We start from the raw sequence: 17,479 nt of genomic DNA, 5'->3' as shown, positions 1-17,479 counted from the left end.
CGAGATTTTCAGAATCGACTAGCTACATAGCCGATAACCAATTTAGAAAACGCAACCCGTTGTTTAAAAAGAGCGAAACCTACGAAACAGCGCAAGAAAAGCGCCGATTAAAACGCAGTAAAGGCAAGCCACGATTATTTACTTCAGACGACTTTCATTATGATGAAGTAACACAAACCTGCCGCTGCCCCGCAGGCAATGAGATGTGGCGAAGTGGTATCAATGTCAACAGCCATCATCAACAATACACCCGATTCTGCGGTTACTTAAAAGACTGTAAAATCTGCCCGGTGCAACGGCAATGTATGCGAAAACCACCGATAAAAACAGGACGGCAAGTGCAGTTTAAGAATGATGAATCACGCAAAAAAGTCAGTTACATCGACAAAATGAAAGTAAAAATAGACAGCCCAATGGGACGACGACAATACTGCAAACGACTCGGCTGTATAGAGCCCGTGTTCGGTAATATCACAGTGAATACAGGGATGAATAAGCTTACATTACGCGGCCAAGTAAAAGTCAATGCGCAATGGCTGCTATACTGCCTTGTTCACAATATCGAAAAGCTATGAGAAAGGGTGTCGTAAGCCAAGAACAACCTGACCTAACAGCTCTGAAACGCCTCTCAAACCACAACAAACCAGCTTAAAAAAATGTCCTAAAATAACAACTCACACCCAGCTAAACGATTGAATCAAAATAGGAACTCAGTTATGGTTCGTTGATTAATAAAAACAAATTAAAAACGGGTAAATCTACAGGCTCGTTATGTCCACCTTGTGATCAAACAAAGGAAATATTATGAAAGCGAAAACTAAAAAAATAATGGCTTACACAGCCGTAGTTGTTGTACTAGGAAGTTTGGGGTTCTATGCGTCAATGGAAGACTACCAAAAACAGAATATGGCTAAACTATTCAGTCAAACGTTTTCTTAAATTCGAAATTGATAGTTTCAACTTTATTTAAAAGACTTTCTTTTGAAGCAGGGCAGGCTAAAAAATGGCGAGGTTATACATATTGCCGATACTTGCTTAGGTAAGTGAAAAGAGAATCACTATCCCCCTTTCACTTTAGAAACAGAACCTACCGCGGGATGCCTTGGCACTTGCTCCCTCATTGTTCTCACTTTTGCTTACGAACAATGAGGAAGCACAGTTTTAAGCTCGTTTAGTTCAGCATGATCACCTTACCTAGTCCTAATTTATTAAGACGCTTAGCCTGTGTTTTAGCATCACCAACAACGATGTAAATCAGTTTAGTGGGATCGATATATTGCTGTGCAAGTGTTTGAACGTCTGCCACTGTGAGTGACGCGAGTTGCTTATCCTGTTGCTGAATAAAGTCGTAGGGCAGGTTTAATGCGCCAATTTGCTCCAATATATTCACTTTGGCGTTTAAAGTTTCAAAGCGTCTGGCGTTGCTTTTTTGGTAGTAACTTTTAGTTGTAGCTAAATCAGCTTGGCTGAATGTACTCGCATATTGTTCAACAATATCCTTCGTGAGTACGAGCGATTCAAGCGTAACATTGCTGCGTACGTTGGACTTGATTGCAAAGAGTGATGAATAAGGTGACGCGTTGAACTTCGAACGAATACCGTAGGTGTAACCTTTGTTTGCTCTCACTTCTTGGGTAAGACGTGAAGCAAAGCCCCCACCGCCCAGAATATAATTCATCACGCCAGCTTTAAAGTAATTCGGGTCACTTGCCTTTAAGGAGGGTTGACCGATGAGCAATGTTGACTGCTTCGCGTCGGGAATATCGTAAAAATAAACTTGTGCGGAGCTAGGCTTTGCTGGTTCAGGCAATGTCGGTAGGGTAGTCGATGTAGATGGCCAATCGTTTGTTAACTGCAGCAATGACTGTTCTATTTGCTCATGCTTTACAGCACCTGCGACATAGAGTTTCGCCAATTGCGGAGCGATGTTTTGCTTGTGAAAAGCTTTTAAATCGTCAATAGACATATCGATAATGCTGTTGTCGCTTCCGAGTATATTGTTCGCTAAGGGATGTCCTTTAGGATATACAAGAGTAAGCAATTGCTGCTGAGCAATGCTTTCTGCGTCACTTAACTCGCGCATTAAATTCCCTAGTACGGATTTTTTAGCCAATTCAAACTCTTTAAGATCCCATCTTGGTTGAGTGAGCATTTCACTGATCAGTGCCATGGTTGCGTCGTAATTACGTGCCAAGGAGCTTGCCTTTACCACAATTTGCTCGCGTTCTGCATGAATAGTGATGGTAGAGCCTAACTGCTGGATCTCATTGTTTAGCTCTTCGGTTGTTTTCTTAGCGGTTCCTTTAGTTAGCACATTGGCAAGTAAGTTGGCCGTACCAGATTTACCCGCTGGTTCGAGTAATAAAGCGCCATCTATGGTGAGTTTTATTTCCACCAGAGGGACTTCGTCGCTAAACAGAGAAAGCACTTTTAAGCCGTTGTCGAACACAGTTCCGTTGACGTTTGGTGTTGGCACAACAGGTGGTTTACCGTAAGCGGGTTCAATTGAGCGGTCAAAGCTTGATGGCGTTTTACGAGAAGCAGTTGGCGAAGAAGCATTCAAGTTGGCCTCGTTTGTAAGCTCTATTTGCTCTTCAACTATTTCTGCCTTGCTTGCACCGTTCACGGCAAGGTGCTTTTTACCTTTAGGTACAAAACTGGTTGAAATAAATGGCTTGTTTTTAATGTATTTATTGTAAACACGCCATACGTCTTCGGAGCTTACATTGCGCATGAAATCAACTTCGGCATTGATCCTGTTCGGATCATCAAGCAGCACGTTATAATCAGCTAATGCCACACCTTTGTTTTCAACGCTTGATAAGTGACGGTAAAAGCGCGTTTCTAATCCTGCTTTTACGCGATTTAGATCGTCTTGGGTGAATTTTTCATTCTCAAATCGGGCAAGTCCAGCTTCAACTGCCTGTTCAACTTTATCTAAGTCAACATCGTCAAACGCAGTGATCATCATTAATAGCTCACCTGCAAGCTCGGCGCGTAAATCAATCAACATTAACCCTGAGGTTAGCTTTTGTTGCTCTACAAGTTCGTTGGTTAATGGAGCTTGATTACCGTCGCTTAACAGTTTTATAAGCACTTCCATGGCGTAACTATCTGGGTGAAAACGTGGCATTGAAGGCCACGCATAGGTTAGCTGTGGTAGTTGCGCGAAGTTATCCTCATGATAAAGCTTTTTGCTGTGTGTTAACTTGAATGGAATTTGGGTTAACGGCTGTACATCGGGCCCGCGCGGAATGTCGTTAAAGTATTTTTCTACCCAGTCTTTTGCTTTTTGCGTGTCAAAGTCACCTGAAATGACCAAGGTGACATTGTTAGGCACATAAAAACGATTATAAAAAGATTTAACATCATCGACAGTAGCACTTGCTAAGTCTTCCAATGAACCAATCGGCAGCCAGTTGTACGAGTGCTCTTTTGGATACAAGTTTTTGGAAAGCACATCAAATACGTGGCCATAGGGTTGGTTGCCCACGCGTTGGCGTTTTTCATTTTTGACCACTTCTTTTTCTTGCGCTAATACAGACGGTGTTACCGTATTAATGAAATAACCGAGCTTGTCAGCTTCAGCCCAAATCATTTTCTCTAGCGCATCGCTTGGTACGGTTTGCATGTAATTAGTAATATCACGATTGGTTGACCCATTAGCGCCAGAACCACCAACGCGTGCACTCAATTTATCAAGTCCACCTTTACCTAAGTTTTCAGACTCTAAAAACAAAAGATGTTCAAACAAATGAGCGAATCCAGTTTTTCCAATTTTTTCACGCGCCGAACCCACATGCGCTGCAAGTGTAACCGCAACGACGGGATCTGATTTGTCGACATGAAACACCACATCTAAACCGTTGGCTAAGGTAAACTTTTCAAACTCGATGTGAAAAGTCTCTTTCGCTTGAGGCGGGACACTGGAGGCTTTTTCTGTGTGTGAATTTGTGCTGCCTGAACCGGAAATTGTGCACCCAGAAAGTACAAGTAAGCTGGCGGAAATAGCCAAAGACAGAGGTTTGAGACTCATTAAACGACCTTATTTTTATAATTTCTATATAATTTAAAGAGTTAAATAAGATTTGTCTATGGAAAGGGAACTTTTAATGTGAGCTGTGAACAACGACGAATATTTGTTTTTGGTAGTGGCCATAATTAAATGGCCTTTGAGGCCGCTTTATATTAATCGCATTTTTGGCTTTTACGTACGCGTTGCAACGCGTTAAATAAACGTTGTTTATCCGTGTTAGAAACATGCTCAGTTTCCAATATTAGATTAAATTTGGTTGCTAATTCTGTGCCTAAACCACCATGCTTGGCCAAATAGTTCGACAAATTTTCAAGTATCTGCGTGCCCAGACTATTTAATGATTGGCGCAGTGCATTTAAGTCAGCGTCTTCAGTTGGTGTGCCTTCGGATAACCATTGTGCTCGGTATCTATATTGAATCGCTTTGGCTGCATCCATTTGAGCTTGAAAAAAATCTTTAACGCTGTTTTCGTCTAAGCATTGTTGTTTGGCTTCAGCTAACGCTTTGTCGAGTACGATTGTTTCGCGTGTAAGATCTTCGATAGGTCGATGTTGCTGTGCTTTAAAAAGTGCAACGGCTTTCATTTCGCTTAAACGACTGTTAATAAGAGAAAAAAGGTGACTTGCTGAGTTGTGTTTAGCTTCAATGAGCGCATTTGCTTTGCTCACAACGTCGCTTAGTTCAGCCCTAGCCTGAGAAGTAGTCACTTGTTGCTCGCGTTTGGCAACGCGCATCAATGCAAACAACGTGCGGTTATCGGCACTGTTTTGAATACCTTGTTCGAGTAATACCAGTTGCGAGTAAACGTTTTTAAGGGCACAACTCCCGATTGCCACAGTGCCTGACTTTAATTGGTCAGTTGCCAATAACCGAGCCGCTTCATTGGTGCCTTTGGGCTCTGAAATTGGCGTGATATTTTTTCGGTCAAGCCAATGGCTGATCTGCTTTAAGGCTGCAGGGTGTGATGCTGCATGGGTTACTTGCTGGTTTTTGTCTTTGGCAAATACACACATCTCAATAGGCATACGTACCGCTGATTTAAGTTCGATCATTCTGTAATCACGAAAGGCTTCGACAATAGCGGGCACTAAATGACCCTCAATGGTTGAATTTTCGATCGCACTGAAGGCCCAACTATCATTTTTTACCGCTTGTGAGTAGGTATTGAGGGGCGTACCAGCATACTGCCTTACATGGTTAGAATTAGTTTGCGAATAAAGCAAATCTAATGCCGCGTGATTAAAGCTTCCAGGGCCCGCTTGAACATATATTTCCGTGGCTTGGCTATTAAAGGACAATAATAATGAGACAAAAGTTGAGATAAGCAGTAAGCCAGTGCGCACGTGTATTTCCAAAAGCTTCATTTATTTGCCCGGCATTCTAGCAAATGATTCTCCTACTGTCTCGGATACACACTTGCAGCAGAGTCACACAGTTCGAATGCACCAATACGCGGCATGGGAATTTTTTTAAAAGGGTATTGAAAGGTGTAAGTATAAATTTTGGAAACAAAAGGTTAACGAATCTGTAGCTAAAGTGTTTTTTAACTCAATTACATTGACGCCCTTATTAAGTTAAATAACTAAGGAAAGATACGTGAAAAATAACTATAAATTAGCACTTTGCGCTTTTGTCGGAATGATACTTACGCAAGCAAACGCCGCAGAAACGACACTTAAGTTAACAAAACCATCTGGCGATCCTAACTCTCCACAACTCGTCCAGACCGTTAACCTCGGTTCAGTTGCAGATAATTTATTTGCCGATATTCGTAACTTTGAGTTAGAAAGCGAAGCTGATATACGTCGTGGTATCAATAATATGAGAGAGGTTAAATATATTTATGCTGTTGATGTAGACGCAAAAAATGTGAGAGCGACATTTTCTGGTACCAATGACTACAAAGTAAAGTTAACGGTGAGTAACCTCGGTTTATACGCAAAGGTGAAATTTGATGGTGTTAATGTACTGTGCCCTAGTGTAAAAGTGAGTGTTCGACTTAAAAACTTAGCACCCACAGTCACTTACAACTATTACACCGGTGCTTTGGAAAATTTTGATATCAAATATAACCGTGATGTGGATATTAGCTGCTCGGGCGGATTACTTTCTTTTCCAGGTGTGAGCCATTTTGTAAACTCATTCGCTTCAGAAGTGGGTGGTGGTATTGTCGATCAGATCATTCAGGGTAATATGCAACGCTTTGCGGCCTTAGAGCAACCAGGTACATTGTTCGGTATGCAAGAGGTACTTGCAGATAACCGGGTATCTGGAAAAGTAGCGGCGGCTGAGCGTTATCTAAACGTAGACATAGACAGTATTATTGGAAATCTAGTTACCGGTATGAACTTAACTGTGGGTTTAGGCCGAGATGCAAATGGATACGGAAAACACTTAGCCCACGTTGGAATTTATCAAACCGCGCCTACAATTTCTGGTGGTAGAATGGGTAACTTTGATGTGAGCGCTGTAGGAGCAAACCGTATCAGTAAGTATGCCCTAGGTAGCAAATGGTATAGCAGCAATTGGACACCAGGGGTTATTTATGCCAACCAGTTTATCGGCGCTATTGCATATAACCGAGTGTATGGCATGCCAAGTTATATGACTCAACAGCAGGTTACTTTAGGTACTTGTGGTAAAGCGTGTGAGTAATCACTCAATATTGGTGGGGATTTAATTCCCCCCATTTTTCAAAGAGTTTGCTCAAGTAAAGCCAAAGTTTTTCTATAATCCTCTTAGGTCGTTAACTATGCGCCAAAATCCATCTTACTAAAATGTAGTGAAATGGGCAGGGATTCACGGATTTTGTCCGTTGGCTGTTTTAAATTCACCATTAACCATTCTTTGCCACTGCCGCGCTAGTTCTCCAGATTGTTTTAGCTTTAATAAGCCTTCGTTAAAGTGATTTTTTAAAACTTCACTAGTGCTCAAGGCCTGAGGGAAAAGCACATGTGCTGTATAGGTTAATAGGGGTTTGCTACTTGCATGGATTTGTTCTGCATCGGCAGGAGTAAAGTGTTTTTTTAGTAGTGCCTGCATTGCCGCTTCACTTAATAGGATCAGATCAACTCGGTTGTTCAGCAACATGTTTAAGCTGTGCTTGTCGTTGTTCACCATTAAAACATCAAGCTCACCTTCTTTGATGAGTTTATGAAACTCTGGCACATACTCATAACCCAATGTCGCCCCGATTCTATAGTTTTTAAGGTCTTGAATGGTTTTCCATTTTGGTATCTCAGTGCTCTTTCTGAAATAGAGCAACAACTTTCCTTGGTAAATTTCGTCACTGCAATAAAAATGCGCTAAATACTCTTTTTCACATACCCAATACGAGGCTATATCAAACTCACCTCGCTTTGCCGATTGAAAACTGCGTTTCCAAGGGAGGTAAATGAACTCGCTGTTGTACCCTTGTTTGTTGAGTATGAGTCGAATGACATGATTGATAAATCCATCGTCTATTAATTCTTGACCTGTAAATGGAGGATATTCACCAGTTGCAACTCGAATACTGGTAGGTGCTTGTGAAAAAGCGAAAGATGAGCACAAAATACATAACACAGTAAGAATTCTAATCATGCTTTTTTGATTGCAAGTGTGTACCAGAGTTTTAACTATAGTCCATTGTGAAATTCATCCCACACAGTGCTCATTTTGAGCGTAATTGTAGAGAGGATTTGAGCGTGAAAAAATGCAGTTTGTGTAGCATGAAATAAGTAAATTTCACTGGATCTTAATAATTTCTTTTTCTTGTAATACGCAAGCAACAATCAACACAAATTCGAAAGCGTGTGTCTATACTGAGTTTTAGTGCCTACAAATCGGAGCTAAATATGACCCGTTCCTTCCTTTGTGTTATAAGTTTGTTTTTCTCACTGTGTGTCGCTGCAAGTGAAATAAATGATTGGCAGTGGCATAAACTAACGGCAAAAAGCCAAGTTGGCTCTCATCAGATAAACGCGCAGCTGTATGCGCTTAACGCTGAGTTACTCGACAACAATCTTTACGATCTAGCTGATAGCTCAAACTCTATTCTGGTTCAGCTACCTGATGTTAAGGGCAATTTAGTTGAATATGTGCTTAGGCATGATTCAATCATGGCGCCCAGCCTTCAGCAAAAATATCCGATGATAAGAAGCTATTCTGGGTTTCAAAAGAATGCGCCCGAAAATACAGGGCGTTTTGATATTGGGCCTAATGGCTTTTTTGCTTTTTACAATGCGAATGGAGAAACACTTTATATCGACCCTAAGCAACAGGGATATCTATTGTATCAAAAAGGCAAGTCCGCTATGGAATGGCAAGATACTGTTGTGCATAGCCCCTCGGCGGATGTGTTAATGTCGCAGCACCAAGCGCGAGGGCCACTCATTGCAAATGGTGGTGCAGTTGAAATGGTCACTTATCGTTTGGCCGTCACAACCAGTGATGAGTACACCACGTTTTACGGTAGTAAAACACAGGCGCTCAATGGGATCGTAACCACCATTAACCGCGTCAATCAAATCTACCAAACCGATATCGCAGTCAAACTAGAATTGGTTGCAAATAACGACGTGCTTATTTTTACTGCCAATGATCCCTATGATAACGGTGAGTTAGACGACACGTTATCAGAAGTACAAAACCAAATTGACACACTGATTGGCGCAAGTAATTACGATGTAGGGCATCTCATGGCCACGTCAGGCGCGGGTTTGGCTGCGCTGGGCGTTATTTGTGCGGACGGCGCAAAAGCTCAGGGCATGACGGGAATTGGTACTCCGCAAGGAGACGCATTTGATGTTGATTACGTTGCACATGAATTAGGCCATCAGTTTGGCGCGAATCATACTTACAATGGCTCTGCGGGATCGTGTACCACGCGTGAAAGCGGCTCGGCTTATGAACCTGGCAGCGGTGTGACCATCATGGGCTATGCGGGTATTTGTAGTGATGAGGATTTAGCATCGAATTCGATTGCAATTTTTCACTCGCATAGTATTGATGAAATCAACACGCATCTAACGCAGGGCACAGGCTCAACTTGTGGTTCATTACAAGATAGTGGTAACAAAGCACCCATTGCCAATGCGGGTAGTGATTACACTGTACCCGCAAATACGCCCTTTCTGCTGACAGGTTCCGCAACTGATGCAAACACAAGCGATAATTTATCTTATGCATGGGAACAGTTGGACTTAGGGAGTGCCACCGCAAGTGCTGCTCAGCTCAAAGATAACGGTCAAGGCCCAATGTTTAGGCCTTATTTACCGAATTCGTCAGCAACGCGTTACTTTCCTCTGTTAGCTGATGTGATTTCAGGGCAAGTCACCAAGGGGGATGGTTACCCTACAACCGATAGAACAATGACATTTAGGTTTATTGTACGTGATGGTAATGGTGGGGTAAGTTTTGATACTGCCAACGTGACGAGCGTGTCTCAGGCGGGACCTTTTACCATAACATCACCGGATGATACCTCAAGTGCCGATAGTGATAATGTCATTACGGTTAATTGGAATGTTGCCAATACAAATATTACCCCCGTATCGTGTGCAAACGTGAGTATTATGCAAACCAATAGCGATGCGACTCAAATGCAAACGTTACTTGCTCAAACGCCTAATGACGGTACTCAACAAGTGACCTTGATGGGCAGTGAGAGTAACAAAGCCAGAGTAATGGTTAAGTGCGCGACAAGTACATTCTATGCGCTTTCAAAAGAATTCGAATTAGCTAAAACGCTGGCTGTTGTGTCTCAGCAAACGCTTAGTGTTGCAGAGGATTCGTCAATCACGTTGAGTGCTTCGCAATTTTCTGTGGTGAATCAGCAGGCGGGTTCCAACCTGACATTAACCATTCGCACAGGCACAAATTATACGTTCTCTGGTAGCACAGTAACACCGAGTGAAAACTACAATGGCACTTTGAGCGTTAATATCACTTTAAGCGATGGGAGCAGTTCGACCAATTATGTAGCTACCGTGCAAGTAACGCCTGTCAATGATGCGCCATCGGTTAGCGGCCAGCAAACACTTACTGTAAAAGAAGATGAATCAATTACATTGGGCGTGGCATTATTTGAAGTAGTTGATGTTGACAGCACCGCATTTACATTAACGCTGCAGGCAGGGGATAACTACAGTACAGATGCAAATGTGGTATTTCCTGATGAAAACTTTAATGGCCTGTTAGAAGTTAAAGTAGTCGTGAAAGATCAGGCAGGTGCTTCCACAAACTTTGCTGCTCAAATCACGGTGGCACCTGTCAATGATGCGCCTCAGGCAGTGAACGATTCTGCCACAGCGGTCCAAGGGCAATCGACGACCATCAATGTTATTGCGAACGATACAGATATAGACGCTGATGTATTAACTCTGACCGACGTTATGTACGATGGTACTGGCACCGCGGTTATTTCTGGCAACTCAATCAAATATCAATCGGCAACAAGTTTTACTGGCCAAGAGCAATTGGTGTATAGCATATCTGACGGCAATGGCGGTACAGCTCAGGGCACATTGACGATTCAAGTACAAGCCGAGCCCATTGCACCGCCTACAAATTTAGATGGTGGCTCGTCAGGCGGTGGTAGTATGGGGTCATTCATATATATGCTATGTTTGTTGGCAATCGGTTGTGTAATGAGAAATTTAAGAAGGAGTTATGTACATGCGTGAGCTAGTTTTTGCGCTGTGTTCACTCACAATGTTAGGTTGCCAAATGACAGGCTCGGAAGACGTAAAAACAGAACCTGAGCTTGTCATGGAAGAGCGACCTATGGCGTGGTTTTTGGAAAACCCAGTAGAACGGGTGATTGAAGTACATAATGCAGAGCAAGTATTTGGTTTGATTGCGCTCAATCGCAGGGGCTATTTCTATCCCAAAGTGGGAATGGCAAGAGCCCCATTAAATATGAATGAAGGTTGTAAAACGTGGTTACTCAAGGCTTCTAGTGACGTTGTCAGCAGCGAGCAAGAGAAAGAAAACATGTCAAAGCTGCAAGCGTTTGCAACCAAGTTTAATATGGCCATGGAAAACAAGTGTTTGCCGTAAAGAAGGCGGGAAGTTAGCACTAAAAAGGGCGCAAATAGCGCCTTTTTTAGATTTATTACAATGCTTTTTTGGGTGGTAAGGCCACGTTTGCGAAGATCAAACCTGCGACCAATGACATAAATATAAGAAACGTTTGCTGGCCAATATGATCAGCATGAATAATGCTTTGTCCTTCAATGAGTGAGTTAAGGCCAATATAGGTTTTGGAACCAGGTACCAATACGATTAACCCTTGCATTGCCACAATTGAAGCGGGTGCATTGACTATTCTGTTGAATAAGTTACTGAATACACCAACTGCAAACGCACCTAAAAACGCACCAATGGAATAGTCAAAATAAACTGCGGCGCTGATACTGACTGCATAGGCAATAAAGCCAGATGCAATTGACCAACTTGCATGTTTTAACTTAGTTCTAAATATAATTATCAAGCTTGAACAAAGTAGTAAAATAGCAAGCCATGCCGTCCACTTAGGCAATGGATCTGGTTGTACAAAATCGTGAATACCAAAAGAGTAAAAGCCAAGGCTAATGCCCAAAAATGCGCCAAAGTATAGCTTAAACAGCAGCATCAGAGAGTCCATCACCCTCGCCGTACCAGACACCAGGTGTCGAGACGATAACTCGGCAAATGCAAGCGCGAGCGCTAAACCGGGTATAAACACGATGATGGATGATAAAATAACGAGCCTGATATTAATACTTGGATCAACGTAACTGCTGACAGCACATGCGCTAAGCGCTGCGACGATCGCAACCAACGGCTCAAGCATATGCGTGACCCGCTTTGAACGCATTGACCAAAGCACAAACATATACACTAAAATGGAAAACACGCCAGACCATAGCACGTCGTTCCAACTGGTACCCATTAACATTGCAAATGCAGCGCCTGAGATTGAAAAAGCAAAACCAGTCATGAGTTTGTTGTAAGGCGCTTTTTGAGTACTGATCTTGTCCAAACAGGCGTCAGCTTCTTCTATGCGCAGTTCGCCTTTAAGTACCTTGTTAACAACATCATCGGTATCGGCGAGAGAACCTAAATCATGGTCGCCAGGATCAACACGCGCTACATGGGTATATTCTTCTTCATGGCCTTCAGTCCAAATAACAAAAGTCACAGAGGTAGGTGACATGACAAACGAAGACTTTAAGCCTAGGTGAGTTGCCACTTCCATCAAATGCGCTTCTAAGCGATAAGCGGGTGTACCATATTTGTGCAACATTTTACCAAGTTTAACAATAAACTTGCGCTTTTGGGTAAAGGTAGCTGTGTTCAACGGCTCGAGACCTAAAGTTAAGAAAAACCATGCACATAAATGCTAAAAACTGAGCATTTTTAATTTTGTGCAGCGATGGGAATTGCTGCGCATTCTAATCGCTTTCATTGCAAAGTCTAGGCTATTTAAAGATTTTTATTGACATTTTTTGCCTCAATCCATTGCGCCATGTATTGCGTGCTCTTCATGGTGTGATGTTTCAGCATTTGACCCGTAAAATTCATTTGGCGATGCGAGTCTAGGTTGTCTTTTATACTGTTGATTTTTAGCAATAAGCTCGCTTCTAATTTGCGCTTATCGTAAATATTGTGGAGCAAATTGAGGCCTGCTTGTTGCGACTCTTTGTATAAATCAGTGTTGGTATATAGCTCAACAGCGGCATCAGCAAAGCTTTGTGGATCGTTGGCGATAATGCCATGCCAAGGCAAATCTTGGTGCATGCCCTCTGAGCCAATGTCAGTGGTAACACACGGAGTTTGGGTGATCATGGCTTCCAGCAGTTTTCCCTTTATACCCGCACCAAATCGCAGTGGCGCAAGGCACACTCGGCACTGTTGCATGGTCTGTAATGCATCTTTGGCCCAGCCTTTGATTAAAAATCCGGTTTTAGGGTTATGCAGCGCAGTGGCTTTTGGTGGTGGGTAGGAACCATAAATATGCAGCTCGGCGTTGGGTAAACGTTTACGAATGAGTGGCCATATTTCTTGTAAGTAAAGAACGGCATCCCAGTTTGGCGCATGACGGAAGTTGCCAATGGTCATAAAGTGCTGTCGTTGTTCATGAGTTGGTGTTTGCGTTGGTGTGCGGTTTAAATCAACCATAAAAGGTAAATGGTGCAACAGCGCCTTATCGACCTTATAAACGTCATTGAGTAGTGACATTTCATAGTCAGAAATAATAAGACTCAGATCGCAACGTAAAATAGCCGCAATTTCGCGTTTTGCTAAGTCGCTGTGTAAATCGCTAAGTTCCAGTTTACGTTTCGCTTTATGCGCTTCATGACGGGCGTTTCTCAAGCATTGTAAATCTTCGGTATCTAAGATCTTAAATGCATTGGGTGCAAATTTGTCGACCCGCCAGCCAAACTGTTCTTCCATCATAAAGCGGTCAAACATAACGATATCGGGTTGTAGCGTTTGAATATACTCATCAAAGCTACTGCAATTAAGCGTGATCACTTTAGTGCTGATCCCATCTTGTGAAAGATCTACCATATGCTCCGTTTGCTGAGCAGGACTTGCAAACTCTACCAACCATTGCTGATCTCTAAAAAAGCGTAACAAAGACATCATGTGGCTGCCTGCTGCAGACGAGTTGGGTTCAGGCCAAACATAGCCAATGACTAATACTTTTTTACTCATAAGGGACTCTAAAACAGTGATCGATATCTTGCGTTAGCAAGTCGTTTGGGGCGGCTTGCAAGCATTCAAAGCGGGCTATTTTACTCTTTTTGATTGCACTCCACCACTGCGAACACTCGTATTCATATGGTTCAGTGGATAAATGATGGCTAGCTTATGTGACTGACGATATTCGCGTAAAGATGTTGAAAATTACTGCATGTGCTGAATTTATTTATTTTTAAGTATATTATTGGCCGTTAAGTGAATTTATCAGGACGAATAAATAATGATGAAAATCATATTTTTGGTAATAGCTTTAAGCTTGTCGATAGGACATGTTGCTCAAGCTAATCCCAATGCGGGATACCAAATGCCTTCTCCAGAATTAGCTGAGCTTGTAGATGCTAAGCTCATTCCAACTAGCCTTTTGAGTAATAATGGCAAGTGGTTGGCGTTATTAGATAGAAAACGCATCATCTCCCTTGAGGAGTTAAATCAGCAAGAAAAAGCGCTGGCTGGGATCAAGTTTAATCCTAAAACTTTCATGCGCATTTCTCGTCGGGTGTACTTATCACTTGAATTTAAACATGTTGATACAGGTTCCGTGATCCGCCCACAGGGGATACCGAGTGATGGGGTTTTTCGTTCAGTACAATGGTCAGCCAACAGTCGCTACTTAAGTTTTATCTTAGAGCAGCAAGATAAGGCAACTTTATGGGTATACGACGTAAAAGAGCGCAAAGCGAAGCAGCTTACTGAATCAACACTCAATGGAGTAGTCACTGACACCCCTTATCACTGGTTGCCTGATAGCAGCGCTTTGGTTGTTAACTTTGCGGTGAATCATGGCCAGTCAACGTTACAGCAAAAAGCGCAACCGTTAACCCCAATTATTCAACAAAGTACGGGGCAGAAGGCGCCAGCTAGAACCTATCAAAACCTGCTTAAATCGCCGTTTGACGAGGCAGAATTTAAGTTTTATGGACAAGGTCAATTAGCGAAAGTTCCACTTAACTCGCCTATAAACGCGATAGGCAAACCGCTGTTGGTGAAATCCTTCAGTGTGTCACCGGATTCGACCAGCTTAATCATTGGCATGATCGATGAGCCGTTTTCGTATCAAGTACCGTATGAGCGTTTCGCCACGGTATGGCAGGTTTGGGGTATGACGGGTTATCCGTTGTATGAACTTGCGAAACAGCCTCTTGCCGACAATATTCCGCAAGGTTTTGATAGTGTTCGCACAGGCCCGCGAGATTTTCAATGGCGTGCCGATAGAGGTGCGACCGTTGTTTGGGCAGATGCACAAGATGAAGGTGATATGAAAAAGGATGTGCCATATCACGACCATTTGTATTCAATTAGCGCACCTTTTAAACGTGAACCAGAGCTTTTTGCCAAAGTGGAGCGTCGTTTCGCAAGTATTGATTGGGCTGATGACGAAGTGGCAATGTTAACCGAATGGCGTTTTAGTGATAGAAGCGTGCGCACTTCGGTGATTGTGCCTCGTGACCCAGAAGCAAAACGTTTAGTGTTTTCAGAGCGTAGTTACAATGATGCCTATAAAAATCCGGGCCGTTTTATCTACACACGCAGTGATCTTGGCTCAAGAATTTTAAAACTGGTTGGTGGTCGTTATCTGTTTTTAACGGGTGAGGGCGCATCAGAGCAAGGTAATCAGCCATTTTTAGACCGCTATGATGTTAAAACCAATAGCACTGCGCGTATATGGCAGTCGCAAGCGCCTTATTATGAACGTGTTAAAGAAGTGCTCGATGATGAGGGCATGCGGTTTATAACCTTAAGAGAATCTACGAGTGAGCAACCAAACTATTTTATTCGCGATCTAAACTTCGATACGTTAACGCAACTGACACGTTTTGCCCATCCATATCCGCAATTCAATGGCGTGAAGAAAGAACAATTGAAGTACACTCGTGATGATGGGGTAGAGCTGACCGGTAACCTGTATTTGCCTGCCGGATATGATCCAACTCAAGGGCCTATTCCAGTCTTGATGTGGGCTTACCCATTGGAATATAAAGATAAAAGTGTTGCGTCTCAAGTGCGAGAATCACCGTATGAGTTTCCGTATTATGGCTATTGGGGCCCTATGCCATACCTTGCAAAAGGTATCGCGATTTTCGATGACCCTAAAATGCCAATCGTCGGCGAAGGTAATAAGTTACCGAACGACAGTTTTAGAAAACAGCTGGTGGCAAGTGCCAAAGCTGCTGTGGATACCTTATTGGCTAAGGGCGTTGCTGATCCAAACAAAATCGCCATCGCCGGCCACTCATATGGTGCATTTATGGTGGCGAATTTGCTTGCGCATTCAGATCTATTTGTTACAGGCATTGCGCGAAGCGGTGCCTACAATCGCAGTTTAACGCCTTTTGGTTTTCAGGGTGAAGAGCGAGATTTTTGGGAAGCACAAAGTGTTTATGCCAATATGTCGCCGTTCTTCCACGCAGACAAAATCAACGAGCCTATGCTGATGATCCATGGTCAAAAAGATCCAAACTCTGGTACTTTTCCTATGCAATCAGAGCGAATGTATGCTGCACTTAAAGGTCTTGGTAAACAAGCTCGTCTCGTGATGTTGCCTAATGAAGGACATGGTTACAGAGCAAGAGAAAGTATTTTGCACGTTTTGTGGGAGCAAGAGCAATGGTTAGACACTTACCTGTTCCCAGAAAAACAGCAAGTAGAACCAAGCGAAGCACCTCTCATAAATGATGTGGATGCGCTGATAAAGCAAGATCAAACGGTTACTGAAGGTGAACAAGTTAACTAATCAGCTAGGGCGTGTTGATCTTTGAGGTATGATTTTTGTTCAAATCAAAGGCTTTCAATACCAGAAATGCGCTATGACGCATAGCGATCTATGCGAGCAGCGCATGACGCCGTAGTGGAAGCCTTTGGTTGAACCCTATGGGCAGCGCCATTCGGCCATTTTTTCAACGTTATCGCCAGACTTACATAGAATAACTATGCGACGCAGGCTCTGCCTTGCCAAAATGACCGAATGACTGCTGCAAAAACACACAACAAAGTTCAACACGCCCTAGTACCCGTGTAACATAAAAAGCTGCATAGCGCGTGTTGTGCAGCTTTTAATGGAGACATTGATGGAACAGATCTACAGTAATACGTTTTCTTTTGAGCTGGTAGAACAAGCTTTATATGTCACTGATAATCGCAACAAATACACTTACTCACCCGTTCATTTGCCGTATCGCTTAGATTGCGCATGTGTGCATCCAAACATGCCACTGCTTTTTACTATCTCTCAGAGCCAGTTTGACATAGGCATTTGGGATTTAGTCAGCTCGCAGCGCACGGGCGCAATATCAATGCGCGCAAAACCTTCACAATTTTTGATGAGCCATAGCGGGCGGTTTGCGGTGGTGTTAGCATCTTCTGACAGTGAAGATGCTATAGTCAGCTTAATTAACTTCGAAAGTTTAGTATCGTTAGATGCACAACAAAACGTGATTGAAGTGCCGTTTGATTTTGAGGAGCCAGCTTACCCCAAAGTGTACTTTTCCAATGATGAGCAGCATTTGTATTTAATTTGGGATGATACGATGGACGAAGAGGTTGTCAGCGCTAAATATCAGATTTCGGCCTTGAGTGAGCTGAGCGTGAGTAAGCCGGAAATCGGCGCTTTACAGCTGCCCGATTGCGACTACCACCCACACTATTATCCAGAACATCAAGAGAGCTTTTTAGATAGACTGGCCATACTAAAGTACGGCCAGTATTTTGAATAAA

11 protein-coding genes and 1 pseudogene are annotated in these 17,479 nt (G+C 42.9%); 7 read left to right on the top strand and 5 right to left on the bottom strand.

Annotated elements, in window-relative coordinates; translation table 11 throughout:
* Positions 1-20 precede the first annotated feature (20 nt).
* A pseudogene (locus AC5FX4_RS19950) lies at positions 21-575 on the top strand (transposase); the annotation flags it as partial.
* A gap of 229 nt (positions 576-804) precedes the next feature.
* Positions 805-939: a hypothetical protein gene (locus AC5FX4_RS19945; RefSeq protein ID WP_493608169.1), complete on the top strand. Its 135-nt coding sequence runs from the start codon at positions 805-807 to the stop codon at positions 937-939.
* Positions 940-1,171: 232 nt separating this feature from the next.
* Here the strand turns inward: AC5FX4_RS19945 and AC5FX4_RS19940 are convergent, their stop codons facing one another.
* Both AC5FX4_RS19940 and aroQ read right to left on the bottom strand, forming a co-directional pair.
* Positions 1,172-4,036 carry a M16 family metallopeptidase gene (locus AC5FX4_RS19940; protein ID WP_493608168.1) on the bottom strand — a complete coding sequence of 955 codons (2,865 nt, stop codon included), beginning with the start codon at positions 4,034-4,036 and terminating at the stop codon, positions 1,172-1,174.
* Between the two features lie 152 nt (positions 4,037-4,188).
* Positions 4,189-5,400 carry a gamma subclass chorismate mutase AroQ gene (gene aroQ, locus AC5FX4_RS19935; RefSeq protein ID WP_493608167.1) on the bottom strand — a complete coding sequence of 404 codons (1,212 nt, stop codon included), beginning with the start codon at positions 5,398-5,400 and terminating at the stop codon, positions 4,189-4,191.
* Between the two features lie 232 nt (positions 5,401-5,632).
* On the opposite strand from aroQ, the gene AC5FX4_RS19930 reads away from it, so the two are divergent.
* Positions 5,633-6,691 carry a hypothetical protein gene (locus AC5FX4_RS19930; protein ID WP_493608166.1) on the top strand — a complete coding sequence of 353 codons (1,059 nt, stop codon included), beginning with the start codon at positions 5,633-5,635 and terminating at the stop codon, positions 6,689-6,691.
* A 144-nt stretch (positions 6,692-6,835) separates the two neighbouring features.
* On the opposite strand, the gene AC5FX4_RS19925 is transcribed toward AC5FX4_RS19930, so the two are convergent.
* Complete coding sequence (locus AC5FX4_RS19925) at positions 6,836-7,618, bottom strand: substrate-binding periplasmic protein (RefSeq protein WP_493608165.1); 783 nt, start codon at positions 7,616-7,618, stop codon at positions 6,836-6,838.
* Between the two features lie 254 nt (positions 7,619-7,872).
* Between AC5FX4_RS19925 and AC5FX4_RS19920 the strand changes: the two genes are divergently transcribed.
* Positions 7,873-10,701, top strand: coding sequence for a reprolysin-like metallopeptidase (locus AC5FX4_RS19920; RefSeq protein ID WP_493608164.1), 2,829 nt, complete (start codon positions 7,873-7,875; stop codon positions 10,699-10,701).
* Positions 10,694-11,077 carry a hypothetical protein gene (locus tag AC5FX4_RS19915; protein ID WP_493608163.1) on the top strand — a complete coding sequence of 128 codons (384 nt, stop codon included), beginning with the start codon at positions 10,694-10,696 and terminating at the stop codon, positions 11,075-11,077. The genes AC5FX4_RS19920 and AC5FX4_RS19915 overlap by 8 nt, the downstream gene beginning before the upstream one ends.
* Positions 11,078-11,132: 55 nt before the next feature.
* Here the strand turns inward: AC5FX4_RS19915 and AC5FX4_RS19910 are convergent, their stop codons facing one another.
* Positions 11,133-12,359, bottom strand: coding sequence for a threonine/serine exporter family protein (locus AC5FX4_RS19910; protein ID WP_493608162.1), 1,227 nt, complete (start codon positions 12,357-12,359; stop codon positions 11,133-11,135).
* Positions 12,360-12,484: 125 nt separating this feature from the next.
* The gene (locus tag AC5FX4_RS19905; protein ID WP_493608161.1) at positions 12,485-13,720 is read right to left on the bottom strand and encodes a glycosyltransferase; all 1,236 of its coding nucleotides are present in this window, start codon (positions 13,718-13,720) and stop codon (positions 12,485-12,487) included.
* A 271-nt stretch (positions 13,721-13,991) separates the two neighbouring features.
* On the opposite strand from AC5FX4_RS19905, the gene AC5FX4_RS19900 reads away from it, so the two are divergent.
* Positions 13,992-16,499, top strand: a complete 2,508-nt coding sequence (locus tag AC5FX4_RS19900) for an alpha/beta hydrolase family protein (RefSeq protein ID WP_493608764.1) — start codon at positions 13,992-13,994, stop codon at positions 16,497-16,499.
* 334 nt (positions 16,500-16,833) lie between these two features.
* The gene (locus tag AC5FX4_RS19895) at positions 16,834-17,478 is read left to right on the top strand and encodes a hypothetical protein (RefSeq protein ID WP_493608160.1); all 645 of its coding nucleotides are present in this window, start codon (positions 16,834-16,836) and stop codon (positions 17,476-17,478) included.
* Position 17,479 lies beyond the last annotated feature (1 nt).

The sequence above is a fragment of the Pseudoalteromonas sp. ATL1 genome (assembly GCF_058933015.1).
The sequence above is the reverse complement of the archived record's forward strand: the minus strand, read 5'-3'. Positions and strand labels throughout refer to the sequence as shown.

Coding starts and splice junctions, on each gene's coding strand:
- AC5FX4_RS19945 (WP_493608169.1), top strand. CDS start 805: ATGAAAGCGAAAACTAAAAAAATAATGGCTTACACAGCCGTAGTTGTT.
- AC5FX4_RS19940 (WP_493608168.1), bottom strand. CDS start 4,036: ATGAGTCTCAAACCTCTGTCTTTGGCTATTTCCGCCAGCTTACTTGTA.
- aroQ (WP_493608167.1), bottom strand. CDS start 5,400: ATGAAGCTTTTGGAAATACACGTGCGCACTGGCTTACTGCTTATCTCA.
- AC5FX4_RS19925 (WP_493608165.1), bottom strand. CDS start 7,618: ATGATTAGAATTCTTACTGTGTTATGTATTTTGTGCTCATCTTTCGCT.
- AC5FX4_RS19920 (WP_493608164.1), top strand. CDS start 7,873: ATGACCCGTTCCTTCCTTTGTGTTATAAGTTTGTTTTTCTCACTGTGT.
- AC5FX4_RS19915 (WP_493608163.1), top strand. CDS start 10,694: ATGCGTGAGCTAGTTTTTGCGCTGTGTTCACTCACAATGTTAGGTTGC.
- AC5FX4_RS19905 (WP_493608161.1), bottom strand. CDS start 13,720: ATGAGTAAAAAAGTATTAGTCATTGGCTATGTTTGGCCTGAACCCAAC.
- AC5FX4_RS19900 (WP_493608764.1), top strand. CDS start 13,992: ATGAAAATCATATTTTTGGTAATAGCTTTAAGCTTGTCGATAGGACAT.
- AC5FX4_RS19895 (WP_493608160.1), top strand. CDS start 16,834: ATGGAACAGATCTACAGTAATACGTTTTCTTTTGAGCTGGTAGAACAA.